This window comes from Hydrogenophaga sp. 2FB (assembly GCF_005503365.1).
Classification (GTDB): Bacteria; Pseudomonadota; Gammaproteobacteria; order Burkholderiales; family Burkholderiaceae_C; genus Hydrogenophaga.
In genome coordinates this window covers 1-14,473 of sequence record NZ_SCML01000091.1, presented here as the reverse complement: position 1 = coordinate 14,473, position 14,473 = coordinate 1, and the positions used below count along the sequence as shown (strand labels likewise).

Annotated in this window: 18 protein-coding genes; 6 read left to right on the top strand and 12 right to left on the bottom strand. The window is 66.6% G+C overall.

All coding sequences use genetic code 11. The annotated features are described in order from the left end of the window. Nucleotides 1-15: 15 nt before the first annotated feature. The 6 genes from FFS09_RS29525 to FFS09_RS29500 form a co-directional block, all read right to left on the bottom strand. Nucleotides 16-885 (bottom strand): AraC family transcriptional regulator, encoded by an 870-nt coding sequence (locus FFS09_RS29525; RefSeq protein ID WP_137922468.1) that lies wholly within the window; start codon nucleotides 883-885, stop codon nucleotides 16-18. Continuing rightward, a complete protein-coding gene (locus FFS09_RS29520; RefSeq protein WP_137922467.1) occupies nucleotides 882-1,343 on the bottom strand; it encodes a GyrI-like domain-containing protein in 462 nt (153 codons plus the stop codon). Before FFS09_RS29520 ends, FFS09_RS29525 begins: the two co-directional genes overlap by 4 nt. An 80-nt stretch (nucleotides 1,344-1,423) precedes the next feature. Next, the gene (locus tag FFS09_RS29515) at nucleotides 1,424-2,371 is read right to left on the bottom strand and encodes a bifunctional helix-turn-helix transcriptional regulator/GNAT family N-acetyltransferase (RefSeq protein WP_137922466.1); all 948 of its coding nucleotides are present in this window, start codon (nucleotides 2,369-2,371) and stop codon (nucleotides 1,424-1,426) included. A 59-nt stretch (nucleotides 2,372-2,430) separates the two neighbouring features. After that, a complete protein-coding gene (locus FFS09_RS29510; RefSeq protein WP_252374566.1) occupies nucleotides 2,431-2,817 on the bottom strand; it encodes a response regulator in 387 nt (128 codons plus the stop codon). A 9-nt stretch (nucleotides 2,818-2,826) separates the two neighbouring features. Further along, nucleotides 2,827-4,446 (bottom strand): GAF domain-containing sensor histidine kinase, encoded by a 1,620-nt coding sequence (locus tag FFS09_RS29505; protein WP_137922465.1) that lies wholly within the window; start codon nucleotides 4,444-4,446, stop codon nucleotides 2,827-2,829. A 94-nt stretch (nucleotides 4,447-4,540) separates the two neighbouring features. Beyond that, nucleotides 4,541-5,542, bottom strand: coding sequence for an NADPH:quinone oxidoreductase family protein (locus tag FFS09_RS29500; protein WP_137922470.1), 1,002 nt, complete (start codon nucleotides 5,540-5,542; stop codon nucleotides 4,541-4,543). A 125-nt stretch (nucleotides 5,543-5,667) separates the two neighbouring features. On the opposite strand from FFS09_RS29500, the gene surE reads away from it, so the two are divergent. The 5 genes from surE to rlmD all read left to right on the top strand — a co-directional run bounded on the left by surE (nucleotide 5,668) and on the right by rlmD (nucleotide 10,535). Further along, nucleotides 5,668-6,444, top strand: a complete 777-nt coding sequence (gene surE / locus FFS09_RS29495; RefSeq protein WP_137922464.1) for a 5'/3'-nucleotidase SurE — start codon at nucleotides 5,668-5,670, stop codon at nucleotides 6,442-6,444. After that, on the top strand, nucleotides 6,441-7,259 hold the full coding sequence (locus FFS09_RS29490; protein WP_137922463.1) for a protein-L-isoaspartate(D-aspartate) O-methyltransferase: 819 nt from the start codon (nucleotides 6,441-6,443) through the stop codon (nucleotides 7,257-7,259). Before surE ends, FFS09_RS29490 begins: the two co-directional genes overlap by 4 nt. 92 nt (nucleotides 7,260-7,351) lie before the next feature. After that, nucleotides 7,352-8,233 carry a peptidoglycan DD-metalloendopeptidase family protein gene (locus tag FFS09_RS29485; protein ID WP_502703771.1) on the top strand — a complete coding sequence of 294 codons (882 nt, stop codon included), beginning with the start codon at nucleotides 7,352-7,354 and terminating at the stop codon, nucleotides 8,231-8,233. 22 nt (nucleotides 8,234-8,255) lie between these two features. Further along, on the top strand, nucleotides 8,256-9,041 hold the full coding sequence (locus tag FFS09_RS29480; RefSeq protein ID WP_137922462.1) for a 3'-5' exonuclease: 786 nt from the start codon (nucleotides 8,256-8,258) through the stop codon (nucleotides 9,039-9,041). Nucleotides 9,042-9,053: 12 nt separating this feature from the next. Further along, entirely contained in the window at nucleotides 9,054-10,535 is a 1,482-nt protein-coding gene (gene rlmD / locus FFS09_RS29475; protein ID WP_137922461.1) for a 23S rRNA (uracil(1939)-C(5))-methyltransferase RlmD, read from the top strand. Between the two features lie 9 nt (nucleotides 10,536-10,544). On the opposite strand, the gene FFS09_RS29470 is transcribed toward rlmD, so the two are convergent. Beyond that, nucleotides 10,545-10,883, bottom strand: coding sequence for a hypothetical protein (locus tag FFS09_RS29470; RefSeq protein ID WP_137922460.1), 339 nt, complete (start codon nucleotides 10,881-10,883; stop codon nucleotides 10,545-10,547). Between the two features lie 114 nt (nucleotides 10,884-10,997). After that, the gene (locus FFS09_RS29465; protein ID WP_137922459.1) at nucleotides 10,998-11,693 is read right to left on the bottom strand and encodes a Bax inhibitor-1 family protein; all 696 of its coding nucleotides are present in this window, start codon (nucleotides 11,691-11,693) and stop codon (nucleotides 10,998-11,000) included. Between the two features lie 355 nt (nucleotides 11,694-12,048). Between FFS09_RS29465 and FFS09_RS29460 the strand changes: the two genes are divergently transcribed. Beyond that, nucleotides 12,049-12,456 carry a GlcG/HbpS family heme-binding protein gene (locus FFS09_RS29460; protein ID WP_137922458.1) on the top strand — a complete coding sequence of 136 codons (408 nt, stop codon included), beginning with the start codon at nucleotides 12,049-12,051 and terminating at the stop codon, nucleotides 12,454-12,456. A gap of 303 nt (nucleotides 12,457-12,759) precedes the next feature. Here FFS09_RS29460 and hemP read toward each other — a convergent pair whose 3' ends face one another. From hemP to FFS09_RS29440, 4 genes are all read right to left on the bottom strand, one after another. Then, nucleotides 12,760-12,957: a hemin uptake protein HemP gene (hemP, locus tag FFS09_RS29455; RefSeq protein ID WP_137922457.1), complete on the bottom strand. Its 198-nt coding sequence runs from the start codon at nucleotides 12,955-12,957 to the stop codon at nucleotides 12,760-12,762. After that, on the bottom strand, nucleotides 12,954-13,367 hold the full coding sequence (locus tag FFS09_RS29450; protein ID WP_137922456.1) for an ExbD/TolR family protein: 414 nt from the start codon (nucleotides 13,365-13,367) through the stop codon (nucleotides 12,954-12,956). The genes hemP and FFS09_RS29450 overlap by 4 nt, the downstream gene beginning before the upstream one ends. 14 nt (nucleotides 13,368-13,381) lie before the next feature. Beyond that, the gene (locus tag FFS09_RS29445) at nucleotides 13,382-14,131 is read right to left on the bottom strand and encodes a MotA/TolQ/ExbB proton channel family protein (protein WP_137922455.1); all 750 of its coding nucleotides are present in this window, start codon (nucleotides 14,129-14,131) and stop codon (nucleotides 13,382-13,384) included. A 26-nt stretch (nucleotides 14,132-14,157) separates the two neighbouring features. Next, nucleotides 14,158-14,473, bottom strand: a 316-nt coding sequence (locus FFS09_RS29440; RefSeq protein WP_137922454.1) for an energy transducer TonB, incomplete at its 5' end; no start/stop codon positions are given.

The window sequence follows — 14,473 nt, the reverse complement described above, 5'->3', positions numbered from 1 at the left end:
GCGGTCCGGGGTCCGTCAAGGGGCACTGCCGGATACGAGGGGGAGGTAGATGTCGGTGAGCAGGTCGGTGGGCGCGGTGTCGCGCGGGTTGTTCAGGTATTCCTCGAACACCGGTGCATCGCCCACCGCGTGGCCGCTGTGGACCAGCCAGTGGCCATAGAGCCATTGGTAGGCCGCGCGCATGGTGGCGTAGGGGCCGCGGTGGCGCAGCACGGCGCACACACAGCCGCCGACTTCGAAGGCCACGAGCGGTGGTGCCACCTCGGCGTCGGCGGGCAGGGAGAGGCCGGCGCGCGAGCTGAGTTGTTTCTCCGGCACGGCGGACGGGTCGTCGAGGTACTCGGCGATCCAGCGCGCATCGGGCCGCATCTGGCCGCGCGCCGCGAGTTGCACGAAGCTGCGTTCGAAGGCCTTGTCGATGGCCATGTACGAGCCGGTGTGGTCGAACCCCGCCAGCCGCACGCGAGGCACTTCGCGCAGCTCGACCGGGTAGCCCTCGGGCATGGCGTGGGCGGCGGTGGCGTCGCGAAAGGCGACGTGCGCGCCTTGCTGCCGGTATTGCAGCGGGCTCATGCCATAGGAGGTGCGGAACGCGCGCGCGAAGGACTGCGGATTGGGGTAGCCGCAACGCCGGGCCACCTGTTCCACCGGCAGCGCCGTGTTGGCCAGGTAGCCCGAAGCGCGTTGCAACCGCAGGCGGCGCACGGTAGCGGCGATGGTCTCGCCATGCAGCGCGTGGTAGACGCGGTGCCAGTGGTAGGGCGAGAGGTGCGCGACCTCGGCCAGGCGCTGCAGGTCCAGCGGTTCGTCCAGGTGCTCGTGCAGGTAGGCGATGACGCGGCCCAGCCGCTGCTGGTAGTCGGTCCAGCCGTGGCTGGGGTTCATGCGCTCGCGCCGTGCCGCAGGCCGATGAGGATGTCGATCTGGCCATCGGCGCTGTAGCGCTCGCATTCGGCGATGAAGGTCTTGGGCAGGTCGTCGCGTTGCCAGACGTCCAGCCACGCGGGGCCGACCTGGTCGAACCGGCCCTGGGGCACGGGGAACACCGCGCGCGGCGATGCGGGCAGCACGGCGTGGGCCATGCCCGGCGGCACGGCCTGCGCGCTGGAGACCGGTGCGCCGATGATGAGCGAGTAGATGCCCTGGTTGTTCACGCCCGCGTTTTCGAAGTGGGTGTAGACCGCGTAGACCTCGCCTGAGAGCTTGCCGGGGATGCGTTCCAGCACGGTCTCTTCGGTGAAGCGCTGCCAGTGCTGTGGAATGCTCTGCATGGCCTCGTCGTTGGAGGTGCGCAGTTCGATGCCGATGATGCGGATGGCGCTGTCTTGCTGGACGATGTGCATGGCGGTTCCCCTCGTGGATGAAGAGCCACCAATCTAACTGCAGCGGGCTGACATTTCTTGCGGAGTTGCAGTGCAGGCGGCTACAGCGTGAGCTCCCAGGTTTCGCCCACCAGGTCTTTGCCATAGCCGTGGTACGCCTCGCTCTGCACCAGCACGAAGCCGCGCTGCGCATAGATGGCGCGTGCGGCCTCGAGGTTGCTGTTGGTCCACAGCACCATCTTGCGGTAGCCCTTGGCGCGCGCAAAGGCCAGGCATTCGTCGCTCAGGCGCGCGCCCAGGCCCAAGCCGCGCGCGGCGGGGCTGAGGATCAGCAGGCGCAGTTGCGCCTCGGTCTCGCTCTTGCGCACCACGAAGACCGAGCCCACGCGCTCGCCGTCGAGTTCGGCGATCCAGCCGCGTTCCCAGGCCGGGTCGTGGCTGCGGATCATGCCGGCCACGATCTCGGCCACCAGCGCCTCGAACTCGCTGTTCCAGCCGTATTCGCGGGCGTAGATCTCGCCGTGCTGCTGCACCACCCAACCCATGTCGCCGGGGCGCACGTCGCGCAGCACCGCGGTGCGCGACGGTGGGGCGGCGCCGGGGTCGAGCAGGGCCTGGGTGCGCGCGAGCGCGGCGATGAGGGCGCTTCGCTGCTCAGGCGCGAGCGGGGCGAGCAGGCGCGCGGCTTCGTCGCGTGAACGTTGCTGCATCGGCTCGAAGGCGGCGCGGCCTTCGGGCGTGAGGCTGAGCGCGTGTTGCCGCGCATCGGTCGGCGAGGGCGTGCGCGTGATCCAGCCTGCCTCGGTGAAGCGGCGCACGATGCGGCTGAGGTAACCCGCATCGAGCAGCAGGCGGCGGCCGAGTTCGCTGGCGGTGCAGGGCGCGTGGTGCGCCAGTTCGTAGAGCACGCGCACCTCGGTGAGCGAGAACGCGCTGCCCAGGTACGGGTCGAGCAGGCCGGTGCGCTGGGTGTAGAAGCGGTTGAAGGCGCGTAGGGCGCGCACCTGGCTCGGGTCGACCGCGAGCGGAGGGGGCAGGGGTTCGGACATGCCCCGGATTGTGGGTTATTTATTTGACTTAAGCAAGTAAATAAGTGACTTTGGCAAGTTCAAGCGGTTTGCAGCAGCGCCTGCACGTGCGCGCGCGTGAGCGGCTTGGTGATGAAGTCCTGGATCAGCGGCACGTCGCTGGCGCGCCTGCGGTCCTGTGGCGCGTCGGACGAGGTCAGGACCGCCACGCGCACCAGTGGTGTGTCCTGCAGCAGCGGGGTGGCCAGGCGCGCGAACTCGAAGCCGTTCATCTGCGGCATGTTGATGTCGAGGAAGAGGCAGGTGGGCACCGACAGCGGGTCGCTGCGCAGGAAGTCCAGCGCCTGGGCGCCGCTCTCGAACACCAGCACCTCGCCGGTGAAGCCGGCGCGGCGAAGGATGATCTCGTGGTAAACGTTGTCGGCCTCGTTGTCGTCGACGAGGATGAAGCGCTGCGGAATGGCCATGGCGAACGACTACGAAGGCGTGCCGTGCGGCAAAGGCAGGTGCAGCGTGAAGCGGCTGCCCACGCCGGGTTCCGATTGCACCGAGACATGGCCGCCATGCAGCGCCGCGATGCGCTTGCAGATCGGCAGGCCCAGGCCCGAGCCGACGTGCGTCTTGCGCGGGTGCAGGCGCTTGAACAGGTCGAACACGCAGGCCTGGTGTTCGGCTGCGATGCCCTGGCCGTTGTCGTCCACGTGGATCTGGTCGAAGCCTTTTTCGCGCGTGGCGCTCACGCGCACCTGCGGCGCCACGCCGGGGCGCGCGAACGCCAGCCCGTTGGCCACGAGGTGCTTCAAAGCCATGTGCAGCAAGGCGGCATCGGCCTGCACCGTGGGCAGCGGCTCGATCTCCAGCCGGCCATGGGACTGCGCGAGCGCCGCACCTAGGTCGTCGCGCAGCAGGGCTGCCATGGTGGCCACGCACACCGGCCCCGCGGCGAGTCGGTGGCGGTCCAGCCGCACGTAGCGCAGCAGGTCGTCGAGCAGGCAGGCCAGGCGCTGGCCGCCGGCGCGCACGAAGCCCAGGTAGCGCTGTGCGTCGGGCACGAGCTCCTGCGCGTGCTCGGCGTGCAGCAGCGAGGTGAAGTTGTTGATGGCGTTGATGGGCTCGCGCAGGTCGTGCGACATGACGTGGATGAAGCGCTCCTGCTCCAGCGTCTTCTTCTCCAGCTGGGCAATGGTCTGGCCCAGCTGGATTTCCTTGTTCTTGAGTTCCTGGATGTCGCGCCCGCGCATGACCACGCCCGTCACCTGGCCTTGCGGATCGCGCACCGGCAGCAACGCGATTTCCATGTGCCGCGTGCCGGCGGCCTTGAAGTGGGAGATGCGCTGGTAGATCACGGTCTCGCCCGCCATGACGCGCGCCATGCGCGCGCCAACGAGGTTGTACGTGGCCTCGCCGAGGCGCTCCTTCATCGTGGTGCCGATGACCTCGTCGCGCGTGGCGCCGACGTAGTTCAGAAAGGTCTGGTTGACGTGGCGGTAAATGCCGTCGGCGTCGATGTAGGCCTGCAGGTCCAGGCCGGAGGCAGCCATGGCGATGAGTGCTTCATGCTCCTGGTGCGCGGCGCGGGCGCTGCGCGCGGCTTCGAGCTGGCGCGCCCGCTCGTGTTCGATCAGCGTGGCGACCAGCCCCGAGAGGCGGCTCAAGCCGCTGATCTGCACCGAGTGCAGATGGCGCGGCATCTGGTCGACGACACACACCGTGCCGAGCGCGAAGCCGTCGGGGGTGACGATGGGCGCGCCGGCGTAGAAGCGCACGTTGTGCGGTCCGGTGACCAGGGGGTTGTGCTGGAAGCGCGCGTCCTTGCACATGTCTTCCACCACCGTGACCTCGTCCGGTTCGAGGATGGCGTGCGAGCAGAACGCGAGCTCGCGGGCGGTCTCGGTGATGTCGACGCCGACACGCGACTTGAACCACTGGCGGTCGCGGTCGATGAGCGTGATCAGCGCCACGGGGGTGCCGCAAATGGCTTGAGCCAGCGCCGAGATGTCGTCGAACGCTTTTTGCGGCAGGGTGTCGAGAATGCCCAGACCCCGCAAGCGGGTCAGGCGTTGCTCCTCGTTGGGTGGAAGGGGGGCTGTCTGCATGCGGGCCGGGAACTGAGCGGAGCGAAATCGGGGGGTCCCGATGATTGCATACAGGAGGGGGGTATTTTTTCGCCTTCCGTCGGCACCCCCCGCTTCAGCGCCCCGGTGGCGGATTCACCATCACCAGCTTGCCCTTGACCGAGCGCGATCCCATGATCGCGTAGGCCTTGTGCAGCTCGCTCATGGGCAGGGTCTGGTCGATCACCGGCTTGACCTGGCCCTTGGCGTACATCACCGCCAGCGCCTGCATCATCTCGGCGTTGGCCTTGGGCTCGCGGCGCGCGAAGTCGCCCCAGAACACGCCCACGATGCTCGCGCCCTTGAGCAGCGTGAGGTTCAGCGGCAAGGTGGGAATGGGGCCGCTGGCGAAGCCGACCACCAGGTAGCGCCCGCGCCAGGCGATGGAGCGGAACGCCGGTTCGGCGAAGTCGCCGCCCACGGGGTCGTAGATCACGTCCGGGCCCTTGCCATCGGTGAGCTGCTTGATCGCGTCGCGCAGACCTTCCTTGGGCGTGTGCACGCTGTAGTTGATGGTGGCGTCCGCGCCCAGTTGCTTGCACAGCTCGCATTTCTCGTCGCTCGACGCGGCGGCGATCACGCGCGCGCCGGCGGCCTTGGCGATCTGGATCGCGGACGTGCCCACGCCCCCGGCCGCGCCGAGGATCAGCACGGTTTCACCGGCCTTGAGCGCGGCGCGGTCCATCAGGGCGTGCCACGAGGTGGCGTAGATCATGATGAAAGCCGCCGCGTCTACGGCGGGGAAGCCGGGCGGCAGGGGCATGCACAGCGCGGCCGGCGCGATGGTGTGCGTGCCGAAGCCACCGGTGCCGCTCAGGCACGCCACGGCCTGGCCCACCTGCAGGTGCTTCACGCCTTCGCCCACGGCGCGCACGGTGCCCGCGTACTCCGAACCGGGCACGAAGGGCAGCGGGGGCTTCATCTGGTATTTGTTCTGCACGATGAGCAGATCGGGAAAGTTCAGGCTCGCGGCCTCGATCTCGATCAGCACCTCACCCGCCTTGGGTTCGGGTGTGGGCAATTCCTTCCAGGTCAGGGCTTCGACGCCCACAGGGTTTTCGCACAGCCAGGCATGCATGGTGAAGTCCTCGTTCCGGTTGTCTTGAAAGCGTTCCATGATAGGGAGCCGCGGACCGTGCTCGCAGCGGGTATGCCCGTGGCGTGTCACGGGCGTGACCGGTAGATCAACCTAGAATCGCCGCAATGAAAATTCTCATCTCCAACGACGACGGTTACCAGGCACCCGGCATCGTGGCGCTGTACGAAGCCCTCAAGGGACTGGCCGAGGTGGAGGTGGTGGCACCGGAGCACAACAACAGCGCCAAATCCAACGCGCTCTCGCTGCATTCGCCGCTGTACGTGCACACCGCGCACAACGGCTTTCGCTACGTCAACGGCACGCCCGCCGATTGCGTGCACATCGCGCTCACCGGCCTGCTGGGCTACCGGCCCGACCTTGTGGTCTCCGGCATCAACAACGGCGCCAACATGGGCGACGACACGATCTATTCCGGCACTGTGGGTGCGGCCATGGAAGGCTACCTGTTCGGCATCCCGGCGATCGCGTTCTCGCAAACCGAAAAGGGCTGGGCGCACCTGGAGGACGCAGGCGCGATGGCGGCGCGTCTCGTGACGCAGCTGCTGCCCTCGCTGGAAAACGGGCCTGTCGACCCCTGGCTGCTCAACGTGAACATTCCGAACCAACCGCTGGACCAAATGCGCGGCTTCAAGGTGGCGCGCCTGGGGCGGCGCCACGCGGCCGAGCAGGTGATTTCGCAGACCAACCCGCGCGGCGACACCATGTACTGGATCGGCAGCGCGGGCAAGGCCAAGGACGATGCCGAGGGCACGGATTTCCACGCCTCGCTGCAGGGCTACGCCACCATCACGCCGCTCAAGGTCGACCTGACCGACCACGACCGCCTGGCGTACTGGGCGCCCACCGCGGCCCAGTTGTCGAACGAGGGCAAGGCACCGTGAAACCCAGACCCGGCTTCCCGGCGCGCCTGCCGTCCTCGGCGCCCGCGCCCACGGCGCGCGGCAAAACCCCGGTGGTGGCACACCCGATACCGCGCGAAACCAAAACGCCCGTGCTCAAGCCCAAGGCCGTCGTGCACGTCCCGGACCGGCCGGTGGCGCCCACCGGCGTGGGCATGGAGTCGCAGGCGGTGCGCGCGGCGATGGTGCGCAAGATCCAGGCGCAGGGCGTCACGCACGCCGGCGTGCTGGCCGCGCTGCAGGCGGTGGAACGGCACCGGTTCGTCGACACGGCGCTGGTCAACCAGGCCTACGAAGACACCAGCCTGCCCATTGGCCTGGGGCAGACCATCTCCAAGCCCGGTGTGGTGGCGCGCATGCTCGAACTGCTGTGCCAGGGCCGCAGCGAGAAGTTGGGCCGCGTGCTGGAGATCGGCACCGGCTGCGGATACCAGGCCGCGTTGATGAGCCACCTGGCGCGCGAGGTGTACAGCATCGAGCGCCTCAAAGGCCTGCACGAAAAATCGCGCGAGAACCTTCGCTGGTTCCGGCTCTCCAATTTGCACCTGTTGTTCGGTGACGGCATGGTGGGCTATGCCAAGGGCGCACCGTATGCCGGCATCATCGCGGCGGCGGGGGGCAACGACATCCCGGCGGCCTGGATCGACCAGTTGGCCGTGGGCGGGCGCCTGGTGGCGCCCGCGGTCACCGCCGCGGGGCGGCAGAACCTGGTGGTGGTCGACAAAACCGCCACCGGAATCGTTCGCACCGAACTGGAGGCCGTTCTCTTTGTGCCTCTAAAATCGGGCGTCGCATGACGTTGTGCTTGTTACACATCGCACGACGTGCCTTTTTCAGGGTCCTTGGCTGCGGCTGCGGCCAGGACCCTTTGCAATTTGTGGGAGTTTTCATGAGCAAACGTGTTTTCCGAAGTGATCGCCAGGCATCGGCGCGGCCTGTGTGGCAAGGCGTGGTGGCCATGGCGGTGCTACTGGTGGCAGCCGGCTGCTCCACGACCCGTGTGTCCGGTCCGGCCCCGGTGGAAGACCGAGGCGGCGCACCCCGCGCGCCCGCTGTCGTCGCCCTGCCGGGCGCCGAGAACGCCGGCAAGCCGGGTTACTACACCGTGAAGCCGGGCGACACCCTGTTCCGCATCGCCCTGGACAGCGGCCAGAACTGGCGCGACGTGCAGGCCTGGAACAACCTGACCAACCCCAACGCCCTGGAAGTGGGGCAGGTGCTGCGCGTGCAGCCACCGGTTACCGCGGCCAGCAGCGCGCCAGCAACACCCTCCGGCCCCTCCACGAGCCCGGTCGCCAGTTCCGGCGTCGTGTCCCGCCCGTTGACCGAACCGGCCCCGCCAGCGGCGTCCACCTCGCCCACCACGCCTCCGTCCACGCCCGCCCCGGCATCCGCGGGCGCTGACGAACTCACGTTCATCTGGCCCGCACAGGGCACGGTGATCACCCCGTTCGACGAGGCCAACAACAAGGGCGTGTCGATCACCGGCAAGATCGGCGACCCGGTGGTGGCCGCCGCCGATGGCCGCGTGGTCTACGCCGGTGCCGGCCTGCGCGGTTACGGCAACCTGATCATCCTGAAGCACAACAACACCTACCTCACCGCCTACGCCCACAACCAGGCGCTGCTGGTGCGCGAGGACCAGGCGGTGCGCCAGGGCCAGAAGATCGCCGAGATGGGCAGCAGCGACACGGACCGCGTGAAGCTGCACTTCGAGGTGCGCCGACTGGGCAAGCCGGTCGACCCGATCACCTACCTGCCCAAGCGCTAAACCACCCAGACGAGCGCTTGGCATGGCCTGGCCGGTTCTCGTTTTCGACATCGAGTCCATTCCCGACGTCGACGGTCTGCGCGCCCTGCGGGGCGCGCCCGCCGATCACACCGACGAGCAGGTCTACGCGGCCTGGCTCGCCGAGCGCAAGGAAAAAGGCCAGAGCGATTTCATGCCGCTGCACCTGCAGCGCGTGCTCGTCATCAGCTGCGTGTTCCGCAACGCGGAGGGTCTGCGCATCCACTCCTTCGTCGACCGCGATGGCCACAGCGAAGGCAAGGTGGTGCAGACCTTCTTCCACAGGGTGGAGAAGCACACGCCGCAACTGGTGAGCTGGAACGGCAGTGGCTTTGACCTGCCGGTGCTGCACTACCGCGGCCTGCGCCACGGCGTTGAAGCCAGCAAGTACTGGGACATGGGCGAAGACGACCGCGAGTTCAAGTGGAACAACTACATCAGCCGTTACCACATGCGCCACCTGGACCTGATGGACCTGCTGGCCATGTACTCGCCCAAGAACAACGCGCCGCTGGACGCCATGGCCAAGCTCTGCGGCTTTCCCGGCAAGCTCGGCATGGACGGCTCGCAGGTGTATGCGCAATACCTCGCCGGGCAGACCGATGACATCCGCCGCTACTGCGAAACCGACGTGATGAACACCTACCTGGTGTACTGCCGTTTCCAGAAGATGCGCGGTGGGTTCACCGAGGCCGAGTACGAGCAGGAAATTGCGATGGTGAAAGAGACGTTGGGGAATCTGGCGCCCACGGAGGCGCACTGGGATGAATATCTGAAGGCCTGGGCCTGAGACAATCGGGGCATGACAGCGTCCACAGCCCACGAAAACAGCCTTCTCACCACCGCCAGCGCACCCGCGCCCGAGACCACCGCTCCCGCATTGCCCGAAGGCTGGCTGGCGGTTGAATCCCTCGACATCGATGCCCAGGGCATCGCCCACAAGCCCGACGGCAAGGTGGTCTTCATCGAAGGCGCGTTGCCGTTCGAGCTGGTCAGCGTGAACGTGCACCGCAAGAAGAACAACTGGGAAGCCGGCACGGTGACGGCCGTGCACCGCGAGTCCTCGCAACGCGTGCGGCCCGGTTGCCCGCACTTCGGTCTGCACGCCGGTGCTTGTGGTGGCTGCAAGATGCAGCACCTGCACGAGGCCGCGCAGGTGGCCATCAAGCAGCGCGTGCTGGAAGACAACCTCTGGCACCTGGGTAAGGTCAAGGCCGAGACCATGATGCGCCCGATCGAAGGCCCGGCCTGGGGCTACCGTTACCGCGCGCGCCTGTCGGTGCGCTACGTGCACAAGAAGGGCGAGGTGCTGATCGGTTTTCACGAGCGCAAGAGCCGCTACGTGGCCGACATGCAGGTCTGCCACGTGCTGCCGCCGCACGTGAGCGCGATGCTCATGCCCTTGCGCAAGATGATCTTCGAGATGGACGCGCGCGAAACCTGCCCGCAGATCGAGCTGGCCTGTGGCGACGAGGTGACCGCGCTGGTGCTGCGCCACCTGGAACCTCTCAGCGAGGACGACGTGGCGCGCCTGCGCGCGTTCGCGGTGCAGCATGGCGTGCAATGGTGGTTGCAGGCCAAGGGGCCGGACACGGTGAAGCTGCTGGATGAAACGGGCCCGCAGCTGTCGTACGCGCTGCCCGACTTCGGCATCACCATGCCGTTCAAGCCCACCGACTTTACGCAGGTCAACCCCTTCATCAACCGCGTGCTCGTGTCGCGCGCCTTGCGTTTGCTCGACGCGCAGTCGCACGAGCGCGTGATCGACTGGTTCTGTGGCCTGGGCAATTTCACCCTGCCGATCGCCACCACGGCCGGCGAGGTCCTGGGCATCGAGGGCAGCGAGACGCTGGTGGCGCGTTCGCGCGACAACCTCGCGGGCAACCAGAAGGGCCGCGGCACGCCGCTGGCACCCACGACCTTTGCCGCGCGCAACCTGTTCGAGATGACACCCGAGCAACTGGTGGCCGACGGCGTGGCACAGAAGTGGCTGGTGGACCCACCGCGCGAAGGCGCGTTCGCCCTCGCCAAGACCATGGCCGATCTGCACCAGAACCCGGCCTTGCGCGGCGGCTGGACGCCGCCCCAGCGCATCGTCTACGTGAGCTGCAACCCGGCCACGCTGGCGCGCGACGCGGGCCTGCTGGTGCACCAGGCAGGCTACCGCTGCGTGGCGGCGGGGGTGGTCAACATGTTTGCGCACACGGCGCACGTGGAGAGCATGGCGGTGTTCGAGCTCGACCCGTCGCGCGTGCCGGGGGCGGACGCGCCGGCCGAAGCCTGATCCGCGCGATCAGGATTTCTGCGAATGACCCGAAGGCGGCTTGCCTGCCTCGGGTGTGGCGGTCGCGCCTGCCTCGGGCTCCGAGGGCATGCCCACTACCGCGTTTTCGCGCATGTACTGGTCCATCTCGCGCCAGCCCGCGAACACCGCGGCCTTGCCGGCGCGCGGGTAGGCGCCGAAGCATGATTCGATGCTCTTCACCGCGTGCCGGCAGGCGCTGCCGATGGCCTTGCCCTCGGCTTCCTTCTTGGCGTTGATCTGCGTGGCCGTTTCGATGCCCAGCGCTTCGCAACCGCTCAGCAGGCTGGCGGTGGCGACGAGCGAAAGGGTGAGGGCGGTGCGTCGCATGGTGGTGGTGTGATTGGGTTCAACCCTGTTTCGGCGCGTGGGCGTCGAACTTGATGGCTCGTGTCGAAAAAGAAAAAGGACCCGAAGGTCCTTTCTCGTGGAGCGGGGTCGCGCTTACTCGCGATCGCCACCGAAGACGCCCAGCAACATCAGCAGGCTCTGGAAGATGTTGAACAGGCTCAGGTACAGGCCCAGCGTGGCCGTGATGTAGTTGGTTTCGCCGCCGTCGACGATGCGCTTCAGGTCGTACAGCAGGTACAGGCTGAACACGACGATCGCCAGGGTGGCGATCACGGCCATGCCGATCGGGCTGCCCACGAACACGTTGATGATCGCGCCGATCATGATGGCCAGGGCGCCCACGAAGAGCCACTTGCCCAGGCCGGAGAGGTCGCGCTTGATCACGGTCGAGAGGTTGGCCATGATGAAGAACACACCCGCGGTGCCACCGAAGGCGGTCATGATCAGGCTGGCGCCATTGCTGAACCCCAGCACGGACGCGAGCAGGCGCGAGAGCATCAACCCCATGAAGAAGGTGAAGGCCAGCAGCACCGGCACGCCGGCGGACGAGTTCTTCGTCTTCTCGATCGCGAACATGAAGCCGAAGGCACCGCCCAGGAAGACGATCAGGCCCAGGCCACCGGTGAGGCTGGCGGTGATGCCGGTCTGCACGCCGATCCAGGCGCCCAACACCGTGGGCAGCATGGACAGCGCCAGCAGCCAGTAGGTGTTGCGCATGACTTTGTTGCGCAGCGCATCGGAGGAAACGGCGGTGCCGAAGCGGCCGCTGGTTTGTACGTGGTCGGTCATGTTGGTGATCTCCTTCATCATCTGACGCCTTGGAACGGTGTTGCCTTCAAACGTATAGCTGCGTTGGGTGGCCTTGCCGTGCCAAAGCACTGTCTGCGCCAACCCGCCTTGTTCTACGCTTGAATGCAAAACCGTGTATGCCGGTCGCTGCGCGTCGGAATGACGCGCAACCGGCGAAATTGCATTGTAGGACCCTGGTTTGTCGGGTGTGCCAAGCGAAGATGAACGTGTTTTGGTAAGGTCTCTTGTGACCTGAGGGTCACCAATGCACGCGTTATCGTTCGCTTTAGCGCACCCGGGCATTCAAGTGCCTGGCCTGCAATGCTTCTCTGATTCCCCATTTAGGACCAAGTTCATGAAAAACAAGGCAGTTCTCGAGATCGCCGACGTCAAGCTCATCGCCGCCGCGGCCGAAGCCGAAGCACTGAAAAACAACTGGCCGGTGACCATCGCCATCGTCGACGACGGTGGCCATCTGCTGTGGTTGCAGCGTCTGGACGGCGTGGCCGCCATTTCGGCGCACATCGCACCCGCCAAGGCGCACACGGCGGCGCTGGGACGGCGCGAGAGCAAGATCTACGAGGACGTGATCAACCAGGGCCGCATGTCGTTCCTGAGCGCGCCCGAACTCGCGGGCATGCTCGAAGGCGGCGTGCCGATCCTCAAGGACGGGCAGTGCATTGGTGCGGTGGGCGTGAGCGGTGTGAAGTCCGGCGAAGACGCGCAGATCGCACGCGCGGGGATTGCCGCGTTGGGCCTTTGATGGGCGTTTGAGCCAGAAGCCCGCGGAAGATCTGTTATTCTCGCGGTCGCAAAAAATGCCTGGCTAATGGAGTTCGAACTCCTTGGCTGGCCAAAAACGACACGGGTGGGTAGTCCTCCCGGTCGCCCCACGAAAAAAACGATACGGGCCTCTGCGGCCAACCTGCTGTGTCTCGGTAGGTGGAAAAAAATGCCTGGCTAATGGGGATCGAACCCCTTGGCTGGCCAAAAACGACACGGGGAGAGTGATCCCCGGTCGCCCCACGATTCAAAAAAACGTTGCTTCGGCGGGCTGGCCTTGACCTTACTTGGTCAGGATCAGCTTGCCCTGGCGCGTCGTCTGCAGTCGGTACAACGAGCCGTTGTGATCGATCGCCACCACCTTCTGGCCGCGCAACAGATCGGCGCTGGGCAGCACGGGGACGTGCTGCACCTCGGGGGCCGACGTGGAGGGCGCTGGAACAGGCGTGGACACAGAAGCGGTGTTCGGGTTCGGGTTCATGGCGTGGCGGGCTCCGTGATGAATCCAATCTTTTTCACACCGCTGCGTTGCGCTGCCGCCATGGCTTGCGCCACGCGTTCGTAGCGCACCGCCTTGTCACCGCGGATGTGCAATTCGGGCTGGGGTTCCTGCGCGGCCGCCGCGGTGAGGCGGTTGGCGAAGTCGGTGTCGTCCACGCGCTGGTCGTTCCAGAAGTAGTTGCCGTCCGCATCCACCGAGAGGCGGATGTTCTCGGGCTTGTCCAGCACCTTTTCCATGCTGGCCTGCGGCAACTCGATGTTGACCGCGTGCTTGATCACCGGCACCGTGATGATGAAGATGATCAACAGCACCAACATCACGTCGATGAACGGGATCATGTTGATCTCGCTCATCATCTCGTCGTCGTCTGTTTGGGTTCCGATGGCCATGGCTCGATTCCTCTTTACGAGGCCTTCTTCATGGGCAGCACCTTGCCGTCGGCTGCGCTGGTGACGCGGGCGCCGGTGACGAAGTAGGCGTGCAGGTCGTGCGCAAAGCGGTTGAGCTGGTGGCTGATGCCCTTGTTGCCGCGCACCAGGGCGTTGAAGCCCAGCACGGCGGGAATGGCGACCAGCAGGCCGAGCGCGGTCATGATCAGCGCCTCGCCGATCGGGCCGGCCACGCGGTCAATGCTGACCTGGCCGGCTGCGCCGATGCTCAGCAGGGCGTGGTAGATGCCCCAGACCGTGCCGAACAGGCCCACGAAGGGGGCGGTGGATGCGACGGAGGCCAGCACCGACAGACCGCTTTGGGCGCGGGCACTGTAGTCGTCCACGCTCTTGCGCAGCGAACGCTCCACCCAGTCGCTCACGTCCAGGCTGTCGTGCAGCTGGCGCTGCGGCGGTGCGCCGTTGAGGCCGTCCTTGTGCAGGATGTGGCGGGTGGCTTCGCGGCCTTCGATGGCGGCGGCGCGGAACGGGTTGCCTTCCGGGGAGCCCAGCTTTTCCAGGCCTTCGGCAAAGTCGGCGCTGTGCCAGAAGCCTTCGACGCCCTTGGCTTGAGCGCGTTGCGCACGCTGGTCCAGCGCCTTCCACAGGATGATGATCCAGGTGGTGAGGGACATGGCGAGCAGCACCAGGGCCACCGAACGGGTGACCCAGTCACCTTGTGTCCAGACGTGGGCGATGCCCGATGTTGCGAATTGCGGATCCATGATGCTCTGACTCCAGGGGGAAGGGTTTATTCCAAAACGAAATTGACGGGGATGTTGAACCACATGGCTTCAGCCACCCCAGCGCGCTTGCCGGGCACGTAGCGCCAGCGCTGCACGGTTTGTAGCGCGGTCTGGTCCAGCCGCTCGTAGCCGCTGGAGGTGTGGATCTCGGCGCGGCTGGCCGTGCCGTTGACTTCAATGAAGGCGCGGATCACGACCTTGCCTTGTTCGCCCATGCGCTTGGACAGCGAGGGGTAGGGCGGGCGCGGGTTGTTGAGGTAGTCGGCGCTGCTGGACGGCAGTTCCACGCGCGGCGGTGCGGGTGGCGCCGGCGGCGCGCGT